The sequence below is a fragment of the Micromonospora sp. NPDC005252 genome, assembly GCF_042872475.1.
Lineage (GTDB): Bacteria > Actinomycetota > Actinomycetes > Mycobacteriales > Micromonosporaceae > Micromonospora.
Window position 1 is genome coordinate 487,406 of sequence record NZ_JBIAKN010000002.1, and the last position, 20,064, is coordinate 507,469.

The following is a 20,064-nucleotide window of genomic DNA, read 5'->3' on the forward strand; positions in this document are numbered from 1 at the left end:
GGACGCGTCACTGCGCCGCACCGGGTGCTTCTACCCGGCGCTTGAGCTGCTTCAACGCGGTGTCCATGATCATCTTCTCGGCCTTGCGCCGAAACATGCCGAGCATCCCCACCGACAGCTCGACCTCCAGCGTGTACGTCACAGTGGTGCTCCCGTCCGGGTTCGCCACCAGGTCGTACGAGCCGCGCTGGCTCTTCTGCATCTTCGAGGGGGCGAGCAGGTGCCATTCGACGCGGGACAGGTCCTCGGCGTACTCGTAGGCGAGCACGTACTCGTCGGCCATCACCCCGGCGTCGATGGCGAACCGCACCTGGCTGGCGTAGCCGTCCTCGTACTCCTCGATCACCTCGGCGTGGCGCACCGCCTCGGTCCACTCCGGGTAGCTCGGAAAGTCGCAGATGACCGCCGCCACCCGGTCCGGTGACGCGCCGATGATGATCGACTGGGTGGAGGAGTCCGCCATGGGGGGAGGCTACCCGGCGGGTACCGCCCGCACGCCGCGCCGCCCCCGCCGGGTAGGTTTCGACAGAGCCGAAGACCGTGGATGGGCAGCGGCCGGCCAGTGCGAGCACGAAGGAGTGCAGGTGCGCGAGTTCTCCGTTCCGCCGATCGTCACCGTTGGCGACGCGGCCAACCTCACCGATCCGGTCTGGGACAACGCCGAGGCCGCGCCGGACACGGTCCAGTTCGCCCGCGCCACCCGCTCGGCCGACGGCAGCGGCACGACCTGGGCCGAGGTGACCTGCCTGGCGTTCCGCGACGAGGTGGTGGCGGTGGCCCGGGGCCTGATCGCCGCCGGCGTCTCCCCGGGCGCCCGGGTCGCGCTGATGAGCCGGACCCGCTACGAGTGGACGCTGCTCGACTACGCCATCTGGACGGTCGGCGCGGTCACCGTGCCGATCTACGAGACCTCCAGCGCCGAGCAGGCCGCCTGGATCCTGGCCGACTCCGGCGCGGTCGCCGCCGTGGTGGAGACCGACGCGCACGCCGACCTGGTCGCCGGCGTCCGCGACCGCCTGCCCGAGCTGGTCCACCTCTGGCAGATCGACCGCGGCGGGGTCGACGAGCTGGTCGCCGCCGGCGCCGCCGTCGAGCTGGCCGAGGTCGAGCAGCGCCGTAAGGCCGTCCGGGCCAGCGACCTGGCCACGATCATCTACACCAGCGGCACCACCGGCCGCCCCAAGGGTTGCGTGCTCACCCACCGCAACATGTACGCCGACATCGCCAACGCGGTGCCGGTGCTGCCGAACCTGTTCAACGCCGGCGCGGCCACCCTGCTCTTCCTGCCGCTGGCGCACGCGTTCGCCCGGCTCATCCAGATCGGCGTGGTGCAGGCCCGGGCCACCCTGGCGCACTGCGCCGACACCAAGAACCTGGTCGGCGAGCTGCAGGAGTTCCGCCCCACCTTCGTGCTGTCCGTGCCACGGGTGTTCGAGAAGGTCTACAACGCGGCCAAGCAGAAGGCCGAGGCCGACGGCAAGGGCGGCGTCTTCGCCCGCGCCGAGCAGGTCGCCATCGCGTACAGCGAGGCTCTGGAGACCCCGCGCGGGCCCGGCCTGGCGCTGCGCGCCCAGCACGCGGTCTTCGACCGGCTCGTCTACCGCAAGCTGCGCGCCGCGCTCGGCGGGCGGTGCCGCGACGCCATCTCCGGCGGCGCGCCGCTGGGCCCCCGGCTCGGACACTTCTTCCGGGGCGTCGGCGTGACGATCCTGGAGGGGTACGGGCTGACCGAGACCTCGCCCGCCGCCGCCGCGAACCTGCCCACCGGCACCCGGATCGGCACCGTCGGCCGGCCGCTGCCCGGCGTGACCGTCCGGATCGAGGACGACGGCGAGATCCTGATCTCCGGCGACCTGGTCTTCCAGGGCTACTGGCACAACGAGGCGGCGACCGCGGAGGCGCTCAGCGCCGACGGCTGGTTCCGCACCGGCGACCTGGGCCAGCTCGACGCCGACGGCTACCTGAGCATCACCGGCCGCAAGAAGGAGCTGATCGTGACCGCGGGCGGCAAGAACGTCGCCCCCGCGGTGCTGGAGGACCAGGTCCGCGCCCACCCGCTGATCAGCCAGTGCGTCGTCGTCGGGGACGCGAAGCCGTTCATCGGCGCGCTGGTCACCATCGACGAGGAGGCGTTGCCGACGTTCCTCGCGAGCGCCGGACTGCCCCCGGACACCCCGGTCGAGAAGCTGCGCGAGAACGAGGGCCTGCGCGCCGAGGTCCAGTCCGCGATCGACACCGCGAACCAGTCCGTGTCGAAGGCCGAGGCGATCAAGGTCTTCCGGATCCTGCCCCGCGACTTCACCGAGGCGACCGGTGAGCTGACCCCGTCGCTGAAGGTCAAGCGACAGGTCGTCCACAAGACGTACGCGGCGGAGATCGCCGACATCTACCGCAGCTGACTACCATCCGTCACGTGCCCGCATCCGCATCCGCCCCACCACATCCGCATCCCCTCGCCGCGGCCGCCCGCCTGGTGATGCTGGCGCTGGTCGCGATCCTGACCCTGTTCGCCACTCGCGACGTCACCCAGCTGTGGTGGATCGCGCTGCTGGCGGTCGCCGGAGCGCCCTCCCTGCTCGCCCCGCAGCACCGGCTGATCGGGCCGCTGAGCCGGGTGGCCGAGGTGGTGGTGCTGGGGCTGGCCGCGAGCCAGGTCGCCGCTGTCGCGTCGATCGGGGGCACGGTCGACGGGCTCGGCGCCTCGGCTGTGCTGCCCTACCTGGCGGTGCCGGTGACCGTCACCGCCCTGCGCCGCCGCTTCCGCGAGGGCGCGGCGCTGCTCGCGGTGACCGCCGGCACGCTGCTGGTCAGCGGCGCGTTGACCCAGGTCGACGGCGGGCGTCAGCTCGGCCAGGTCGGCTACCTCGCGGTCTGCGCGCAGTGGCTGATCCTCGCCGCGCTCGGGCTCTACGCCGCCGGCACCCTGCACCGGGTGATGGCCGTCCGTGCCGACGGCAAGCCCCAGCCGTACGCCGAGGCGACCCGGCTGTTGACCCAGCTGCGGACGGTGGCCCGGCAACTGCCGGGGGCGACCCTGGACCCGGGCGGCATCTCCGAGCACCTGCTGGAGGAGCTGCGCACGGTGGCCCGGGCGGACCGGGGCGCGGTGCTGTCAGCCAGCGGCGGGGGCCGGCTCGTGGTGCTCGCCCAGGCCGGGGTGGACCGGGTGGACTGGGAGACGACCCTGGACGCGGACTCGGCGATCGCCGACGCCTGGGCCAGCCAGCAGGCCACCACGGCCGCCCGCTCGCAGTCGCGCTCCCACCGGGGTGGGGACGTGTCGGCGCTGATCGTCCCGCTGGTCGCCGGGGTGCGCACGGTGGGGCTGGTGGTGCTGGAGGCGGACGTCGCGCAGGCGTACCCGCCGCCGGTGGTGTCCCGGGTCACCGGGCTGACCCAGCCGGCCGCGCTGCGGCTGGAGGCGGCTCTGCTGTTCGACGAGGTCCGTTCGCTGGCCACCAACGAGGAGCGTCAGCGGCTGGCCCGGGAGATCCACGACGGGGTGGCGCAGGAGCTGGTGATGGTCGGCTACGGCATCGACAACGCCCTGGCCACCGTCTTCGACGACGCGGACGAGACCGCCGAGGCGCTGCGTACTCTGCGCGGCGAGGTGACCCGGGTGATCACCGAGCTGCGGCTGAGCCTGTTCGAGCTGCGCAGCGAGGTGGACCGGCAGGGCGGCCTGGCCGCGGCGATCGCCGAGTACGCCCGGACGGTGGGCGCCTCGGGCGGCTTGCGGGTGCACCTGTCGCTGGACGAGTCCACCGCGCGCCTGCCAGCGGCCACCGAGGCCGAGTTGCTGCGCATCGCGCAGGAGGCGGTGACCAACGCCCGCAAGCACGCCGGAGCCTCGAATCTCTGGGTCACGTGTGAGGTGGACCCCCCGTACGCTCAAATTGAAGTGTCGGATGACGGTCAGGGGATGGCTGACCAGCGCCCCGACGGACGGTACGGTCTTGCGATCATGGCCGAGAGGGCGGAACGTATCCGGGGCCGGTTGGAGATCAGGCCGCGGCAACCCAGCGGCACGACCGTGGCGGTGGTTCTCGGCACCTCGTCCCGGCGCGACAACGTGCGCGACAGCGCAGCACCAGAAGGGGAGTAACCCGAGGATGACCACAAGTCCGACACCGGCCACCCGCACCAAGGTTCTCCTTGTCGACGATCATGACCTGATTCGCAAGGGCCTGCGGCACGCCTTCGAGCGCGACCGTCAGTTCGAGGTCGTCGGCGAGGCCGCGACCGCGGCTGAGGGGGTACGCCAGGCCGGCGCCCTGCAGCCGGACGTGGTGATCATGGATCTGCGGCTGCCCGACGGCAGCGGCCTGGAGGCCACCCGCGCGCTGCGCAAGTCCAGCGCGTCGATGGGCATCGTGGTGCTGACCATGTACGCGGGCGACGACCAGCTCTTCGGCGCCCTGGAGGCCGGCGCGAGCGCCTTCGTGCCGAAGACCGCCCCGGCCGACGAGGTGGTGGCCGCCGCGCGGCACGCCGCCTCCTCGCCCAGCGCGTTCACCGCCGCCGACCTGGCCGAGGCGATGAAGCGTCGGCTCGCCCCGTCCGGCCCGCAGCTCTCCCCCCGGGAGGGTCAGGTGCTGCGGCTGCTCGCCGACGGGATGAGCGTGGCGGGCATCGCGAAGCAGCTGTTCGTGAGCGAGTCCACCGCCAAGACGCACATCTCGAAGCTCTACGAGAAGCTCGGTGCCGCCAACCGGGCACAGGCGCTGATGACCGCGCTGCGGCTCGGCCTGCTCGAAGCGCCGGACGCCCCGAAGTTCTGACCCGCGCCCGCTCGTCGAGCGGGACACCGCGATCGAAGGTCCGTGCCGGCTCGTCGCCGGCGCGGACCTTCGTGTATCGACCGACGTCGGCGGGAATTCGGCGGCACGCTATGGTCTGGCGGGTACGTCGGGGGCAGAATACCCGCGCGGGCGACGACGCCCGCGTCGCGGACTCAAGGGGTTGAGCGCATGCAGCGGCCGGACTGGGCACCCGACACCATCGACATCGAGCGCCCGAGCGTCGCGCGGATGTACGACTACTACCTCGGCGGATCGCACAACTTCGCCGCCGACCGGGCCGCCGCGCAGGCGATGGTGGCCGCCGTCCCGGAGGCGCCGCTGATGGCGCAGGCCAACCGGGCGTTCCTGCGCCGAGCGGTCCACCACCTCGCCGAGGCCGGCGTCCGACAGTTCCTCGACATCGGCTCGGGCATTCCCACCGTCGGCAACGTGCACGAGATCGCCCAGCGCATCGACCCGGAGTCGCGGGTGGTCTATGTGGACGTCGATCCGGTCGCGGTGGCGCACAGCCGGGAGATCCTGGCTGGCAACGACCGCGCGGTGGTCGTACAGGAGGATCTGCGGCACCCGGAGCGGATCCTGGCGCACCCCGACGTCCGCAAGCTGCTCGACCTGAGCCAACCGGTGGCCGTGATGATCGTGGCCGTCCTGCACTTCGTCTCCGACGACGACCGCCCGGCGGAGCTGCTGGCGACGCTGCGCGACGCGTTGGCGCCCGGCAGCTACCTGGTGCTGTCGCAGGCCAGCGACGACGGGCGCAGCGAGGACGAGCGCGCCGAGGCCGAGCGGGTCTACCGGCGTACCGACAGCCCGCTCTGGATTCGTAACCGGGCCGAGCTGACCGCGCTCTTCGACGGGTTCGAGCTGGTCGACCCGGGCGTCGTCTGGGTGCCACAGTGGCGACCGGACACCCCGGAGAGCGCGGAGGACGCCGAACGCGCGGTCTTCATGGGCGGCGTCGGACGACTCGGTGACTGAGTCGCCCGGGAAGGCCACCCGCCCGGGCACCTTCGCCCGCGCGTGGGCCAAGGCGGTCTCCGGCACGAGCTACCTGCCGATGACCCAGGCTCAGCTCGAGGCCCTGCTGCACCGGCTCACCGGGCAGTTGGCCGGCGCGCTGCTCGCCGAGCCGTTCGACCTGCGGGCCGGGCACCGGGTCGGCGCCGAGTTGGTCGCCGCGCACATCGCGTCCGCGGAGGGGCTGGGTCGTACGGTCGAGGTCATCCAGCTCCGGCTCGTACGGGACCTGGGACTGGTGGCCGAGGACGTCGAGGACCGGATGGCGCGGTTGCTGGCCGCCGTGGCGACCGGCTACGCCCGCGCGCTGCGCGACCGGACGCTCGACGAGCAGGAGTCGATCCGCCGGGCCGCCATGATGGCCCGGACGCAGGCCGAGCGGGCGCTGCGGGCCAGCGAGGCCCGGTTCCGCCACCAGGCCACCCACGACCCGCTCACCGGCCTGCCCAACCGGACGCTGTTCACCGAACGACTCACCGCCGCCCTCAACGAGCCGGGCCGGGGCGCCCAGCGCATGGGGGTGTGCTTCCTCGACCTGGACCGCTTCAAGGTCGTCAACGACAGCCTGGGGCACCAGGTGGGCGACCGGCTGCTGACCACGGTGGCCGAGCGGCTGCGCCAGGCCCTCGGTGAACATCTGGTGGCCCGCCTCGGCGGCGACGAGTTCGTCATCCTGGTGGAGGGCGCCAGCGGCACCGACGCCGTGGTGGAGGTGGCCGAGAGCGCCCTGGCCGCGGTCCGCACACCGGCGGTGGTCGACGGGCACGAACTCCAGGTCACGGCGAGCATCGGCATCGTCGAGCGGCAGGTGGCCGGGGCCACCCCCAGCGACCTGATGCGGGCGGCCGACAGCACCCTGCACTGGGCGAAGTCGGCCGGCGGGGCGCGCTGGGCGCTCTACGACGCCGAGCGCAACCGCCGTGAGCTGGCCCGCTACGCCCTCTCGGCGGCCATCCCGGCCGCGCTGGAGCGGGGCGAGTTCTACCTCGACTACCAACCCCTGACCTCGCTGCGCGACGGCCGGCTGCTCGGCGTGGAGGCGCTGGTCCGCTGGCGCCATCCGGAGCTGGGCGTCCTGCGGCCGGACAGCTTCATCGCGCTGGCCGAGGAGACCGGCCTGATCGTGCAACTGGGTGGGTGGGTGCTGGCCGAGGCGTGCCGGGAGGCGGAGGCGTGGTCGGCGGAGGGCGTCCAGGCGCCGTTCGTGAGCGTCAACCTGGCGGTCCGGCAGGTGCACCGGCCCGGCCTGGTGCAGGAGGTCCGGGCGCTGCTGCGCCAGACCGGTCTGCCGCCCGAGCGACTCCAGTTGGAGATCACCGAGAGCACGATGATGAGCAGCGCCAAGGAGCCCGTGCGCGCGCTGCGGGTGCTGGCCGATCTCGGGGTACGCATCGCCATCGACGACTTCGGCACCGGCTACAGCAACCTGGCGTACCTGCGGGACCTGCCCGTCACCGAGCTGAAGGTGGCCGGGGAGTTCGTGGCCGGCCTGCGCTCGCCGGCGGTGGGGCGTACCGACGAGCGGATCCTCGCCTCGCTGGTGTCGCTGGCACACGCGCTGGACCTGACGGTGACCGCCGAGGGGGTGGAGACCGCCGGGCAGGCCGAGCGGCTGCGGGCGATCGGCTGCGACGCCGCCCAGGGCTGGCATTTCGGTCGGCCGGCCCCCGCCGACCGCATCCTGGCCCGCATCCGTTGAACCCCCGCACCATTAGTAGACAGCGTCTACGCCCGCCTGGTAGACACTGTCTATGAGCGAGGGGGAGGCGGGCCTGCGGGCCCGACTGGTGGCCGCCGGGGTGGACCTCGTGCTGCGCGAGGGCCAGTCGGCGGTGTCACTGCGGGAGATCGCCCGCCGGGCGGGCGTCTCGCACGGCGCGCCGCGCCGCTACTTCCCCACCCACGTCGACCTGCTCTCCGCCATCGCCCGGGAGGGCTTCGCCGACCTCACCGCCCGCGTCGAGGAGACGCTGCGCGCGGCCGGCCCGGACCCGCGTACCCGCCTGGTCGCGCTGGCCCGGACGTACCTGGACTTCGCCGCGGCGCACCACGGCATGTTCGAGCTGATGTTCCGCCACGACCTGCTGGCCAGCGGTCGTCTGCGGCTGCGCGAGACGAGCCTGCCGCTGTTCACCCTCCTGGTCGACCTGGTCGCCCAGGCACGCCAGCCGACCGACGCGCCCGCCCCGGTGCTGGCCGGCGCGCTCTGGGCCAACCTGCACGGCATCGCCCAGCTCTGGGCCTGGGGCAGCCTGCCGCTGGCCACCGGCGTCACCGACGACGACACCCTCCTGCGGGCCGCGCTCGACGCGCACCTCGGCCCCGCGCCGCACTGAACCGGGAGAAGACGTGCCCCTGCTGTACGACATCGGCAAACTGACCGTCGGCACCACCCTGCGGCTGGGCTGGCGGCCCCGCGTGGAGGGGCTGGAGCATCTGCCCCGCCACGGCGGCGCCATCCTCGCCGGCAACCACCTGTCCGTCGCCGACGAGGTGTTCCTCGGCTGCCTGACGCCGCGCCACGTCACCTTCTGGGCCAAGGCCGAGTACTTCACCGGCCGAGGCCCGAGCGGCTGGCTCAGCCGGCGGGTCGTCTCCGGCATGGGCGCCATCCGGGTCGAGCGCACCGGCGGCCGGGCCGCCCTCACGGCCCTCGACGCGGCCGTGCCGGTGCTGCGCGCCGGCGGTCTCGTCGCCATCTACCCGGAGGGCACCCGGTCCCCGGACGGGCGGCTCTACCGGGGTCGGGTCGGCATGACCCGGCTCGCCCGCGACGCCGAGGTGCCGATCATCCCGGTCGGTGTGCTCGGCACCGCCGAGGTCCTGCCGGTCGACGCGCGGCTGCCCCGCCGACACCCGGTCACCCTGCGGTTCGGTCCGCCGATCCCGGTCGCCGGGCGCATCACCGGGCCCCGCGACATCCGGACGATCACCGACGAGGTGATGACCGCGATCCAACGGCTCACCGACCAGGAGTACGTGCCCCGCTACGCCCCGCCCCGGCCGGCCCGCACCTGAACACGGGCGGCGGTCAGCCGGCGAGCAGAGCCGCCATCCGCTGTGCCTGCGCCTCCCAGCGCCACTCCCGCTCCACCCACGCCCGGCCGGCCGCGCCGAGCTGGCGGGCCAGATCCCGGTCGGCGAGCAGTCGGGCGACCCGGTCGGCGAGCTGGGCGACGTCCCGGCCACGGACCACGTACCCGGTCTCGCCCTCACGGACGGCGTCCGGGGCGCCGCCGGAGTCCCCAGCCACCACCGGCAGACCGGTCGCGGACGCCTCCAGGTAGACGATGCCCAGCCCCTCCACGTCCAGGCCGCGGTTGCGGGTGCGGCAGGGCATCGCGTAGACGTCGCCGGCCGCGTAGTGCGCCGGCAGCGCGGCCGCCGGCACCGAACCGGTGAACACCACGTCCCGCTCGACGCCCATCTGCCGGGCCAGCTTCTCCAGGGTCGCCCGGTACGGACCGCCGCCGACGATCAGCAGCGCCGCGTCGGGCACCCGGCGGCGGATCTCCGGCAGCGCCCGGATCAGCATGTCCTGACCCTTGCGCGGCACCAGCCGGGACACGCACACCACCACCGGCCGGTCGGTCAGCCCCAACCGGGCCCGGACCGGCTCACCGTCCACCGTCGGGTGGTAGGTGTCCACGTCCACCCCGGGCGCCAGCCGGCGCAGGTCGGTCACCCCGTCCAGCACGCGGGCCAGCCGGACGCGGGTGTACTCGCCGAGGTAGGTGGTCACGTCGACACCCCGACCGATGCGCCGCAGCGCCGGCCGGGCAGCCGCCAGCGCCGCCCAGCCGACCTCGTGGCCGTGGGTCTGCGCCACCACCCGGCGTACGCCCGCCCGGCGGCGCAGGCCGCCGGCGAGCAACCCCAGCGGGGCCGCCGCGCCGAACCACACCGTGTCGCAGTCGTACGCGCGGGCGAGGCGGGCCGCCCGGCGGGCGATCAGCGGGGTGGGCAGCAGCACCCGGGTGCGCTCGCGGATCACCTCGAACGGCTGGTCGGCGTCGAACTTCGCGGCGCCGCGCCAGCTCGACGCGTACACGACCACCGACCCGGCCGGCTGACGCACGGCGAGGTTGTGCACGAAGGACTGGATGCCGCCCGGACGGGGCGGAAAGTCGTTGGTGATCAGCAGCGTGCGGCTCATCGGCCAGCCTCCCGGGCGTACGCGCGGGCGGCGGCCATCCGCTCCACGGTGGACGGATGCGAGGCCGAGTAGAGGTATTCCCAGCGCGGCGGATCGGGGTCGCCGAGGTTGACCGAGCCGAGGCGGCGCTGCATCGACTCGAAGGCCACCGGGTCGCGGGTGAGCGCGAGCGCGTGCGCGTCGGCTCGCGCCTCCACCCGCCGCGACATCAGCGCCTGCACCGGGGTGGCGACCAGGCCGGCCACCGTGACCAGGGCGATCAGCAGCGGGAACGCGCGTGGATCGGCCACCGAGTCGACGCCAGCCAACCGCAGCAGCAGCCCCCACGAGCCGAGCAGGTAGAGCGCCACCACGGCGGCAGCGGCGCCCAGCGCCCCGGTCAGCGTGCCCACCGCCACGTCGGAGTCCTTCGCGTGCCCCAACTCGTGCGCCACCACGGCGGTCACCTCGGCGGGGGTGGCCTCGCTCAGCAGCGTGTCGTAGACGACCACCCGGCGGGTCGGCCCGAGGCCGGAGACGTACGCGTTGACCGCCCTGGTGCGCCGCGAGGCGTCGGCGACCAGCACGTCGCGCACCGGCACCCCGTCGCGGGCGGCCATGCTCATCAGCTCGGTGCGCAGCGGACCCTGCTCCATGGGGGTGAACTTGTTGAACACCGGCTCCACCAGCACCGGCAGCACGAACGAGAGCAGCACCACCAGCAGGGCCGCGCCCGCCGCGCCGAACGCCCACCACCAGCGCGGCGCGAACCGGATGACCGCGTAGAAGCCGAACAGCGCCACCGCGCCGATCACGGCGCTGACCGCGTACGACTTGAGCAGGTCGACGGCCCAGCCACTCCATCCGTTGGTGCTCAGCCCGTAGCGGGTCAGCACGCTCTGGCGCCACGCGGAGAACGGGAGGGTGAGCAGGTCGGCGACGAGCACCACGGCGAGACCACCGAGCACCGCCCGCGCGACCCAGTGCCCGCCGAACGGCCGGCCCACCAGCTCGACCAGGCGGCTGCCCAGCGGGGTGAGGCCGAGCGCGACGGCGATCAGCAGCCCGACGGCGAGCGCGGCGTAGCTCCCGGGGCGCAGCGCGGCACGGAACGCACGCCCCTTGGCCACCTGCTCCGCCGGGAGATCGCGCAGCGCGGCGAGCTGGTCGGCGCGGGGCGCCGGTGGCCGGTGCCAGGGAATGAACAGCGCGGCGGTCACCAGCAGGGCCACCGTCAATCCGGCCAGCGTCAGCAACGCCCAACCGCGCGGGGTCACCGGGGCCCGCCGTGCTCGCGTCGTACCCCGTTCATCCCGCCGCTCCTCCCGCCGTGACCGCCCATCCTATGGCCCGCGAAAAGCCCGCTTCGCCCGCGGTGTCGCGCTCCGGCGACGCGGACGGCCGTGCGGGAACTCAGGCCACCCGGCGGACCCGGCGTGCGGCGACGTCGGGCCGCGCGGGCGCGGCCAGCACCTCGACGTCGAAGCCGGCCCGGGCGAGCACCTCGATGGCCTCGACCTCGGCGGCGACCAGCCCGGCCGCCGGGGACGTCTCGTCGAACAGGGCGGTCAGCGGGCAGCCGGAACAGCCGTCGGCCCGTTTCGCGCACCCGTCGCAGTCGATGAGCATCACGCCTCCTGATCGCTGGCGATGCGCGGTCGACGCCCTGTCGTCGTCGCCCGAGCACCGTCGGTCACATCGACGCTATCCACCGGGTACGACAGAACCGCCCGCACCGCCCCGTTGAGGGCTAGATCGACTCCAGATCAGCGAAATCGGGGTATCCCGGCCGGCCGGACACCACGACATCGCCGACCTCTTGTCGATCAAGGTGCCGCGGTAGCCCACGGGCCCCCGATCGTCGTCGATCCAATCGCCGGTCAACTGCCGGTCAAGCGCCTGTTCCCTCGACCGGGGCCGCTGCGATCGTTGCGGTACGGCCGATCCACCGCCCGACGAGGGTCCACCGACGCACCTGCCGGGCCGGGTGCAACCGGCCGTCCACGTTGATCCATCGGAGGATTCGAATGCGCGGACCATCCTCGACCACACGCTCCCGGCTCTCGGCCGTCGCGCTCCTCGCGGCCACCGCGACGGCCGCGGGCGGGCTCGTCGCCACGCCGGCGCAGGCCACCTCGGCGCTCGGCTGCAACTACCCCCGCGTCTGCTTCTGGGTGACCGGGAACCCGTACGACGGCGCCCCGCCGACCGCGTCGTTCCAGGACAACTACTACCAGACCCTCGGGTCCCGGAGCAGGGGCGCGGACTGGGTCTACAACAGCCGCAACGACGATGGCGCGAAGATCTTCTACTCCAACGGCGACTGGGTGTGCGTCTCCCCGGGCGAGCTGGCCTACCTCGAGCCGTACGGCTACGCGGTGGCCCTCGACATCATGGACTCCCCGTACTGCTCCTACTGACCGCTCGCCGGAGGTTGAAGACATGAATCCACGACGTCTCCTGGCCGCGTGCGCCGTCACGGTGACCGCAGCGGTCGGCCTGGTCGCCACACCGGCGTTCGCCGGTGGCTACTTCCAGACGAAGACGGACCTGAACCTGCGCTACTGCCAGTGGCTGAACAACTCGCAGTGCTCGGTCATCCTCACGATCCCCAAGGGCCAGTCGGTCTACCTGAACTGCTGGGCGACCGGATCGTCGGTCAACGGCGACACCGTCTGGTACAACGCGTTCTACGGCAACGCGAACGGCATGCTCGCCGGTGACTACATGTACACCGGCCACGACCCGAACCCCGCCGTCTCCCGCTGCGGCTGACACGCGATCCGGCCGCTGGCGCTGACGCACCAGCGGCCGGATCCGTACGTCACGGGTAGTACACCCGAGGGCTGGTGAAGATGCCGTGCAACGTTCCGCTGCACGTGTAGACCTCGACCACCGCCACGGCGGAGCCCTTGAAGTTGTTCATCACGTTGACGTTGCGGCTGATCGGCCCGAATCGGCCGGTCCGGTTGAGGTCGTAGTAGATCCAGGAGGTGTTGCCGTTGTTCGTGGTCCGCAACTGCAGGTACGCCGTGCACCGGGACTGGTCCGGTGTGGCGTTCATGTAGAAGTCACCCACCACGGTCTGGTTGGAGCCCTGGTACGAGATGCACGAGCTGATCGGGTAGGCCCCGGTGCAGCCGCCACCCGAGGCCGCCAGGGCCGGTCCCGGGGCGACGAGGAGCGCCGCCAGTGTGACAACCGTGCCGAGGATGGTGCCCAGCAGTCTTTTTCTCATACCGTTCGCCTGCCTTTGTCCGGTGCCCGACGGTGCCGGGCCGATGCGGACACCGTCGCCGACCGAACCTGCAGGAACCTCGCCGTATTCTTGCCCGCCCCGACGGCTCGGCCCGGGCGCGCGGTCAGGAGCGGGCGAGGCGGCGCAGCAGCGAGTCGGCGCCCAGCGGGTACGCGCCGTGCCGGCGTACGCCGTCGGCGACCTCGCGGTCGGACGAGATCACGACGACCGGGCGGCCCGCCGGCTCGGCGCGGACCAGGCGGCGGATCAGCTCGTCGGCAGTCTCGCCCTTGCGGGAGAAGAGCACCCGGACGCCGCGGGGCGCGGGCGGCAGCCCGTGCATCCGTTCGGCGCCGTCGAACACGACGGTGACCTCGTCGCCGGTCTGCGCGGCGATCCCGCCCAGCCCGGTGATGAGGCGCTTGCGCTGCTGCTCCAACGACATCTCGCCGAAGCCACGCTTGGTGACGTTGTAGCCGTCCACCACGAGGTGCGCCCGGGGCAGGGCGAGCAGCTGGTCCAGTCGGGCCGGGTCGTCGGTGTCGCGGGCACGGGCGGCCGGGCCGGCCGGGGCGGTGCCCGGCTGCTCGGCGAACGCGTCGGCGACGAAGTCGGCGGGGAGCTTGTCCACCGGGTCGAGCGCCAGCTCCCGGCGCAGCCCGACGGCGGCCTGACCGATGGTCTCCAGCAGCAGCCAGAGGCGGGCGTCGTCGACCGAACGCGCCTCCTTGGCGCTGGCCCGGGCCACCCCGGCGGCGGCCTCGGCCTCGGCGAGCCGGGCGCGGGCGCGGCGCAGTTCGGCGTCCACGTCGGCGCTGGCGCGTGCGGCCCGGCCGCGTTCGGTGGCCAGGAGTTCGCTGGCCTTGCGCTCACGGGCCTGCGTCTCGCGCAGGGTACGGGCCAGTTGACGGGACTCCTCGCGGAGCTGGCCCAGCTCCTCGCGGACCCGCGCCAGCTCGTCGCGGAGCTTCTCGGCCTCGACCCGGGCCACCGCCCGGTCGTGTTCGGCGCGGGTGGCCCGCTGCTCGGCCTCACGGACCAGCTCGGCGACGACGGCGCTGTCCGCCTCGGCGCGGACCGCGGCGCCGCTGGCGTCGATCAGCTCCCGCCAGCCGCGGGGTCGGGCCAGGTAGGCCAGCGCGGCCACCTCGACCGGGTCGGCGGCGGCCGGCGCGGTGCCCTCGACCACGGCCGCGCCGAGGTCGCCGGCGTCGGCAAGCACCCGGGCGGTGACCCTTTGCCGAAACAGCGGGTCGGCGGTGAGCTGGGCGGCGATGGCCGGGGTGCCGAGCCGGGCCCGTCGGTTGGGGGCGAACTTGGCCACCCGGCGCAGCGGCACCGGCACCTCGTCGGCGGGCAGGGTGGGCAGCACGGTGGCGGTCAGCGCCACGATCCGCTGCCGGACCGGCTCGGGCAACGTCGGCTCCGGCTCGACCGCCGGATCGGCACCCGAATCGGCAGGTGTGTCACTGCTGTCCGGGTCGCCCACGGCACCGCCGCCCCCGACCGGATCCTCCTGCGGGAGGTGGTCGTCGTACGGCTCGGTGAGGGGCATGTGGCAAGTCTCCCACCGCGACCGGGCCCACCGCCCGGTGAGTGAGCCGATCTCTCATCCTAGCCCCATGGTGACTGCTGGGACGGCTGCGACGGGAGTGTCGGACCGGGGCGCTAGCGTGCCGCCGATGGCACAGGCGGAGTACGTCCAGGAGTCACTGGCCGGTCTCGACCCGGCGGTGGGCGGGGTGGACCCGGCGCTACCGCTCTACGCGACGACCTTCGTGGTGGTCGACCTGGAGACCACCGGCGGCGCGCCGGACGGCGGCGGCATCACCGAGATCGGCGCGGTCAAGGTGCGCGGTGGCGAGCAGTTGGGGGTGCTGGCGACCCTGGTCAACCCGGGGCAGCCGATTCCGCCCTTCATCACCGTGCTGACCGGCATCACCCAGGCCATGCTGGTGCCGGCGCCGCCGATCGAGCAGGTGCTGCCCAGCTTCCTGGAGTTCATCGCCGACGCGGTGCTGGTCGCCCACAACGCCCCGTACGACGTGGGGTTCCTCAAGGCCGCCTGCGCGAAGCACGGGCACCGCTGGCCCAACCCGCGCGTGCTGGACACGGCGGCGTTGGCCCGGCGGGTGCTGACCCGCGACGAGGTGCCCAACCGCAAGCTGGGCACCCTTGCCGCCTACTTCCGCACCGCCACCCAGCCCACCCACCGGGCGCTCGACGACGCGAAGGCCACCGTCGACGTGCTGCACGGTCTGATCGGCCGGCTCGGCGGGCACCGGGTGGACACCGTCGGCGACGCCATCGAGTTCGCCCGCGCGGTCACCCCGACGCAGCGCCGCAAGCGCCACCTGGCCGAGGGGCTGCCCAAGGTGCCGGGGGTCTACATCTTCCGGGCCGCCGACGACCGGCCGCTCTACGTCGGCACCTCGGGCGACATCGCCACCCGGGTGCGCAGCTACTTCACCGCCGGTGAGAAGCGCGCCCGGATCTCCGAGATGTTGGGCGCGGCCGAGCGGGTCGAGGCGGTGGAGTGCGCCCACTCGCTGGAGGCGGAGGTCCGCGAGCTGCGGTTGATCGCCGCGCACGCCCCGCCGTACAACCGGCGGTCGAAATACCCGGAGCGGATGGTCTGGCTCAAGCTGACCGACGGGCCGTACCCCCGGTTGTCGATCGTGCGGGATCTGTCCCCCACGGACACCGCCTACCTCGGGCCCTTCACCTCCCGGCGGGCCGCCGAGCTGGCCGCCGCCGGCTTCCACGACGCGGTGCCGCTGCGCCAGTGCACGCACCGGCTCTCGCTGCGCACCGTCACGCCGGCCTGCGCGCTGGCCGAGCTGGGTCGCTGCCCGGCGCCCTGCGAACACAAGATCACTCCAGAGGAGTACGACGACAGAGCAGCCGGGCCGTTCCGCACCGCGACCGCCAGCGACCCGCAACCGGTGGTGGACGCGCTGCTGGCCCGGATCGACGTGCTCGCGGCCGACCAGCGCTACGAGGAGGCCGCCGTGGTGCGGTCCCGGCTGGCCGCGGTGCTGCGCGCCACCGTGCGGATGCAGCGGCTGGCGGCGCTGACCGGGATCGTGGAGCTGGCCGCCGCCCGACCGGCCGCCCGGGGCGGCTGGGAGCTGGCCCTGGTCCGGCACGGTCGCCTGGCCGGGGCCGGGGTGTCGCCGCCCGGCGTCCACCCGCGACCCACGCTGAACGCCATCCGCGCCACCGCCGAGACGGTGTCGGGCGGGCACGGCCCGGTGCCGTCGGCCACGGCGGAGGAGTCCGAGCGCATCCTGTCCTGGTTGGAGCGGCCGGAGACCCGGCTGGTCGAGATGTCGTCCGGTTGGGCCTCGCCGGCGGGCGGGGCGGGCCGCTTCCGTGACCTGCTGGCGAAGGCCGAGAGCGGGGCGTCGCACCAACTCTCGACCGAACGCTCATGACCAACTGACCGATCGGACTACGTCGACTCCCTTAGGCTGTTAGAGAAGTGCAGTCCTGCCCGTTTCGTGGGCCTGCTCCCGATCGCCCGGTCCGGCGGTCGCGGAGCCGGGGTGAGGAGGTGTCCCTCGTGGACGTCGACGCCGGACACGGCGCCGCCCTGGGGGGCGCCCTGCCGACCCGGTCTGGTGAGCTGCCCCTGACCCGCCGACTGCGGTCGTTGCTGACCTGGCCGACCACCGACTCCGACCCGGTCACGCACCTGGTGCGCACCCATCGGGGCATCCACGCGGGCACCGACCCCGCCGTGCTGCGCCGGGCGTACACGATCGCGGAGAACATGCACCGCGGCCAGTTCCGCAAGAGCGGGGAACCGTACATCACCCACCCCCTCGCGGTGGCGCAGATCTGCGCCGAGCTGGGCATGGACACCACGACCCTGGTGGCGGCGCTGCTGCACGACACGGTCGAGGACACCCGCTACACGCTCCAGGCGCTGTCGGAGGACTTCGGCGGCGAGGTGGCCCACCTGGTCGACGGGGTGACGAAGTTCGACAAGGCGTTCTACGGCAAGGCCGCCGAGGCGGAGACGATCCGCAAGATGATCGTCGCGGCCGCCAAGGACGTCCGGGTGCTGATCATCAAGCTGGCCGACCGGCTGCACAACATGCGCACGCTCGGAGTGCGCTCCGCGGCGTCCCGGGAACGGATCGCCCGCAAGACCCAGGAGGTGCTGGTCCCGCTCTGCGACCGGCTGGGCATCCAGACCCTCAAGCGCGAGCTGGACGACGTGGTGCTGCTGCACCTGGAGCCCGAGGAGCACGCCCGGCTGGCCCGGCACGTGCACGATCGGCCCGGCTGGGACTCCTACCTCGACGCGGTGGTGACACGGGCCCGGGTGGCGCTGCGCCGCAGCCGGGTCGACGCCGAGGTGAGCCCGCGCCCCCGGCACCTCTACTCGATCTGGAAGGACACCATCGCCGGCGGCCACACCGCCCCGTACGACCTGCCCCGCATCTCGGTGGTGGTCGACGGCCCGGCCACCGACTGTTACGCCGCGCTGGGCGCGATCCACGGCACGTGGCGGCCGATCCCGGGCCGTTTCAAGGACTTCATCGCCTCACCGAAGAACAACCTCTACCGCTCGCTGCACACCAGCGTCTGCGGCCCGCAGGACCGCACGGTGGAGGTGCTGATCCGCACCGAAGAGATGCACCGCTCGGCGGAGTACGGCATCGCCGCCGACTTCCGCTTCCCGCGCTCGGGCAGCGGCAGCACGGCGGCCCGGGCCGAGCAGTTGGACTGGCTGCGCCGCGTGCTCGACTGGGAGCCGGACGCCGCCGACCCGGCACAGTTCTACGAGTCGCTGCGCTGCGACCTCGCCGAGGGCCAGATCCAGGTCTTCGCCGACGGGCGTCAGGTGGTGCTGCCGGCCGGCGCCACACCTGTCGACCTGGCGTACGAGCTGGGCAGCCAGCGGGGCGACCACTGCCTCGCCGCCCGGATCAACGGCCGGCTCGCGCCGCTGAGCTCGGAGCTGGACGAGGGCGACGTGGTGGAGATCTTCACCGAGAACGACGGCGACAACGGCTTCGAGGCCGGCGTGGCACCACGCGGCCCGCGCAAGGAGTGGCTGGGCTTCGTCAAGTCGCCGCACGCGCAGATGCAGATCAACAGGTGGTTCGCCGAGCACACCGAGCCGGGCATCACGATCAGCGACAAGGTCCGCCTCGGTCGGGCCACCATCGGGCTCGCCCTGCGCCAGCACAACCGCGGCCTCGCCAGTGACCTGCCGCTGCTGCGGCTCTCCGAGGAGCTGGGCTATCCCGACCTGGAGACCCTGCTGGTCGCGGTCTTCGACCGGGTGATCGAACCGGACACCGTGGTACGCCAGCTCATCGACCTGGTCGACCATCGACAGTGACCCGCCCGGCCCCAGCGCGTCCGAAGGACATTCGTGACCACTAGCCTGGGGTCATGATCCCCCGTTCCCGCGCCACCGGTCGGGCCATCTTCTACCAGGCCTTCTACCGATTGCCGCTGCCGGTGCGCCGTCGCCTGGTCAAGCTGGCCGTGCCCAAGTACATCGTCGGGGCGGTCACCCTGGTCCGTGACTCCGAGGCGACGGGCGCGGGCCGGCTGCTGATGCTGCGCCAGCCCCCCGGCAAGGGCTGGTCGCTGCCCGCCGGCCTGCTCAACCGGGCCGAGCCTCCGGTCGTGGGCGCGGTCCGCGAACTGTTCGAGGAGTCCGGCATCCGGCTGCCACCGTCCCGGCTGCGCCCGGCGGTGCCGAACGCGATCGTGCACGCCAAGGGCTGGGTGGACATGGTGTTCGAGACGGAGGTGCCGGCGTCCAGCACCGAACTGGCGGTCGACGGCGCGGAGGTCTTCGAGGCCGCCTGGCATCCGCTGGACGACCTGCCCAAGCTGACCTGGCCGACGGCCCGGCTGCTCGCCTACTACGACATCGGGCCGCTGGCCGGGCAGTTCCCGCCTCCGGTGCCCGACACCGCGCCGTGAGCGAAGCGGGCGGGCCGGCGGACCTCTGCGCGGTCGTGCTCGCCGCGGGTGAGGGCACCCGGCTGCGCCCGCTCACCGCACGGGTGCCCAAGGCGCTCTGCCCGGTCGGCAACGTGGCACTGCTGGACCGGGCGCTGGCCCGCCTGGCCGGCCTCGGCCTGAGCGGCCCCGCACGCGTCGCGGTGAACGCCTGCTACCTCGCCGACCAGGTGGTCGCGCACGTCGGCGATCGCGCCCACCTGTCGGTGGAGCCCGGTGACCCGCTCGGCACCGCCGGTGGGGTGGCCAACCTGCGGGACTGGATCGGCGGCCGGCCGGTGCTGGTCGGCAACGCCGACGCGTACCTGGCCGACCCGGCCACTCCCCCGGGCCCCGACGTGGCCGCGCTGTTGGACGGCTGGGACGGGGAGTCCGTACGCCTGCTCGGGCAGCCCGCCGCCGACCCGAGGGCGCCCGGCACCTTCGCCGGGCACTGCTTCACGGGGTTCTCGCTGCTGCCGTGGCGGCTGGTCCGCGACCTGCCGGTGGTCTTCTCCGACCTGGTACGCGCGGTGTGGCGGCCGGCCGAGGCGGCCGGTGCGCTGGAGGTGGTGCCCTACCCGGGCACCTTCTACGACACCGGCACCCCCGCCGACTACCTGGCGGCCAACCTGCACGCCGCGAGCGGCGACGTACTGGTCGACCCGGCCGCCACGGTGACCGGGCGCTGCGTGGAGTCGGTGGTCGGCGCGGGCGCACGGGTCGACGGCGACGTGCGCCGCACCGTGGTCTGGCCCGGCGCCCTCGTGCGCAGCGGCGAACGGCTGCACGACGCGATCCGGTTCGGGGACGCCGGCACGGTCCAAGCCGCCCAGCACGGCTGACCCGCGTCGGCGCGTCGGCGGGATGATTCGTGTTAGCGGTATACCTGTGGGTCA

At 73.4% G+C, this 20,064-nt stretch carries 19 protein-coding genes; 13 read left to right on the forward strand and 6 right to left on the reverse strand.

The annotated features are described in order from the left end of the window. Nucleotides 1–7: 7 nt before the first annotated feature. Nucleotides 8–463: an SRPBCC family protein gene (locus tag ACFYPH_RS08015; protein ID WP_354858200.1), complete on the reverse strand. Its 456-nt coding sequence runs from the start codon at nucleotides 461–463 to the stop codon at nucleotides 8–10. 121 nt (nucleotides 464–584) lie between these two features. On the opposite strand from ACFYPH_RS08015, the gene ACFYPH_RS08020 reads away from it, so the two are divergent. The 7 genes from ACFYPH_RS08020 (at nucleotide 585) to ACFYPH_RS08050 (ending at nucleotide 8,837) form a co-directional block, all read left to right on the forward strand. Beyond that, complete coding sequence (locus tag ACFYPH_RS08020) at nucleotides 585–2,399, forward strand: AMP-dependent synthetase/ligase (protein WP_387180081.1); 1,815 nt, start codon at nucleotides 585–587, stop codon at nucleotides 2,397–2,399. Nucleotides 2,400–2,476: 77 nt separating this feature from the next. Further along, complete coding sequence (locus ACFYPH_RS08025) at nucleotides 2,477–4,105, forward strand: GAF domain-containing sensor histidine kinase (RefSeq protein ID WP_387180547.1); 1,629 nt, start codon at nucleotides 2,477–2,479, stop codon at nucleotides 4,103–4,105. Between the two features lie 7 nt (nucleotides 4,106–4,112). Next, complete coding sequence (locus ACFYPH_RS08030) at nucleotides 4,113–4,781, forward strand: response regulator transcription factor (RefSeq protein ID WP_007072219.1); 669 nt, start codon at nucleotides 4,113–4,115, stop codon at nucleotides 4,779–4,781. A 189-nt stretch (nucleotides 4,782–4,970) separates the two neighbouring features. Next, nucleotides 4,971–5,780 carry an SAM-dependent methyltransferase gene (locus ACFYPH_RS08035; protein ID WP_354858194.1) on the forward strand — a complete coding sequence of 270 codons (810 nt, stop codon included), beginning with the start codon at nucleotides 4,971–4,973 and terminating at the stop codon, nucleotides 5,778–5,780. A 79-nt stretch (nucleotides 5,781–5,859) separates the two neighbouring features. Beyond that, nucleotides 5,860–7,518, forward strand: coding sequence for an EAL domain-containing protein (locus tag ACFYPH_RS08040; RefSeq protein WP_354858261.1), 1,659 nt, complete (start codon nucleotides 5,860–5,862; stop codon nucleotides 7,516–7,518). A 52-nt stretch (nucleotides 7,519–7,570) separates the two neighbouring features. Then, nucleotides 7,571–8,155 (forward strand): TetR/AcrR family transcriptional regulator, encoded by a 585-nt coding sequence (locus tag ACFYPH_RS08045; RefSeq protein ID WP_354858191.1) that lies wholly within the window; start codon nucleotides 7,571–7,573, stop codon nucleotides 8,153–8,155. Between the two features lie 13 nt (nucleotides 8,156–8,168). Further along, entirely contained in the window at nucleotides 8,169–8,837 is a 669-nt protein-coding gene (locus tag ACFYPH_RS08050; protein WP_387180084.1) for a lysophospholipid acyltransferase family protein, read from the forward strand. A 13-nt stretch (nucleotides 8,838–8,850) separates the two neighbouring features. Here ACFYPH_RS08050 and ACFYPH_RS08055 read toward each other — a convergent pair whose 3' ends face one another. The 3 genes from ACFYPH_RS08055 to ACFYPH_RS08065 form a co-directional block, all read right to left on the reverse strand. Continuing rightward, nucleotides 8,851–9,975 (reverse strand): glycosyltransferase family 4 protein, encoded by a 1,125-nt coding sequence (locus tag ACFYPH_RS08055; RefSeq protein ID WP_354858187.1) that lies wholly within the window; start codon nucleotides 9,973–9,975, stop codon nucleotides 8,851–8,853. Continuing rightward, nucleotides 9,972–11,231, reverse strand: coding sequence for a M48 family metallopeptidase (locus ACFYPH_RS08060; RefSeq protein ID WP_387180086.1), 1,260 nt, complete (start codon nucleotides 11,229–11,231; stop codon nucleotides 9,972–9,974). Before ACFYPH_RS08060 ends, ACFYPH_RS08055 begins: the two co-directional genes overlap by 4 nt. Before the next feature lie 136 nt (nucleotides 11,232–11,367). Further along, nucleotides 11,368–11,583, reverse strand: a complete 216-nt coding sequence (locus ACFYPH_RS08065) for a hypothetical protein (RefSeq protein ID WP_354858183.1) — start codon at nucleotides 11,581–11,583, stop codon at nucleotides 11,368–11,370. A gap of 398 nt (nucleotides 11,584–11,981) precedes the next feature. Here ACFYPH_RS08065 and ACFYPH_RS08070 point away from each other — a divergent pair, with 398 nt between their 5' ends. Next, nucleotides 11,982–12,374: a hypothetical protein gene (locus tag ACFYPH_RS08070; protein WP_354858182.1), complete on the forward strand. Its 393-nt coding sequence runs from the start codon at nucleotides 11,982–11,984 to the stop codon at nucleotides 12,372–12,374. A gap of 22 nt (nucleotides 12,375–12,396) precedes the next feature. Next, the gene (locus tag ACFYPH_RS08075) at nucleotides 12,397–12,729 is read left to right on the forward strand and encodes a hypothetical protein (protein ID WP_354858181.1); all 333 of its coding nucleotides are present in this window, start codon (nucleotides 12,397–12,399) and stop codon (nucleotides 12,727–12,729) included. Between the two features lie 49 nt (nucleotides 12,730–12,778). Here ACFYPH_RS08075 and ACFYPH_RS08080 read toward each other — a convergent pair whose 3' ends face one another. Both ACFYPH_RS08080 and ACFYPH_RS08085 read right to left on the reverse strand, forming a co-directional pair. Then, entirely contained in the window at nucleotides 12,779–13,192 is a 414-nt protein-coding gene (locus tag ACFYPH_RS08080) for a hypothetical protein (protein WP_354858179.1), read from the reverse strand. Between the two features lie 124 nt (nucleotides 13,193–13,316). Continuing rightward, nucleotides 13,317–14,747: an NYN domain-containing protein gene (locus ACFYPH_RS08085; protein WP_355066907.1), complete on the reverse strand. Its 1,431-nt coding sequence runs from the start codon at nucleotides 14,745–14,747 to the stop codon at nucleotides 13,317–13,319. Nucleotides 14,748–14,874: 127 nt separating this feature from the next. On the opposite strand from ACFYPH_RS08085, the gene ACFYPH_RS08090 reads away from it, so the two are divergent. From ACFYPH_RS08090 to ACFYPH_RS08105, 4 genes are all read left to right on the forward strand, one after another. Then, the gene (locus ACFYPH_RS08090; RefSeq protein ID WP_387180091.1) at nucleotides 14,875–16,629 is read left to right on the forward strand and encodes a DEDD exonuclease domain-containing protein; all 1,755 of its coding nucleotides are present in this window, start codon (nucleotides 14,875–14,877) and stop codon (nucleotides 16,627–16,629) included. 128 nt (nucleotides 16,630–16,757) lie between these two features. Next, nucleotides 16,758–18,551 (forward strand): RelA/SpoT family protein, encoded by a 1,794-nt coding sequence (locus tag ACFYPH_RS08095; RefSeq protein WP_387180550.1) that lies wholly within the window; start codon nucleotides 16,758–16,760, stop codon nucleotides 18,549–18,551. A gap of 53 nt (nucleotides 18,552–18,604) precedes the next feature. Beyond that, entirely contained in the window at nucleotides 18,605–19,147 is a 543-nt protein-coding gene (locus ACFYPH_RS08100) for an NUDIX domain-containing protein (RefSeq protein WP_354861549.1), read from the forward strand. Further along, the gene (locus ACFYPH_RS08105; protein WP_387180094.1) at nucleotides 19,144–20,010 is read left to right on the forward strand and encodes a sugar phosphate nucleotidyltransferase; all 867 of its coding nucleotides are present in this window, start codon (nucleotides 19,144–19,146) and stop codon (nucleotides 20,008–20,010) included. The genes ACFYPH_RS08100 and ACFYPH_RS08105 overlap by 4 nt, the downstream gene beginning before the upstream one ends. The last annotated feature ends 54 nt before the right edge of the window (nucleotides 20,011–20,064 follow it).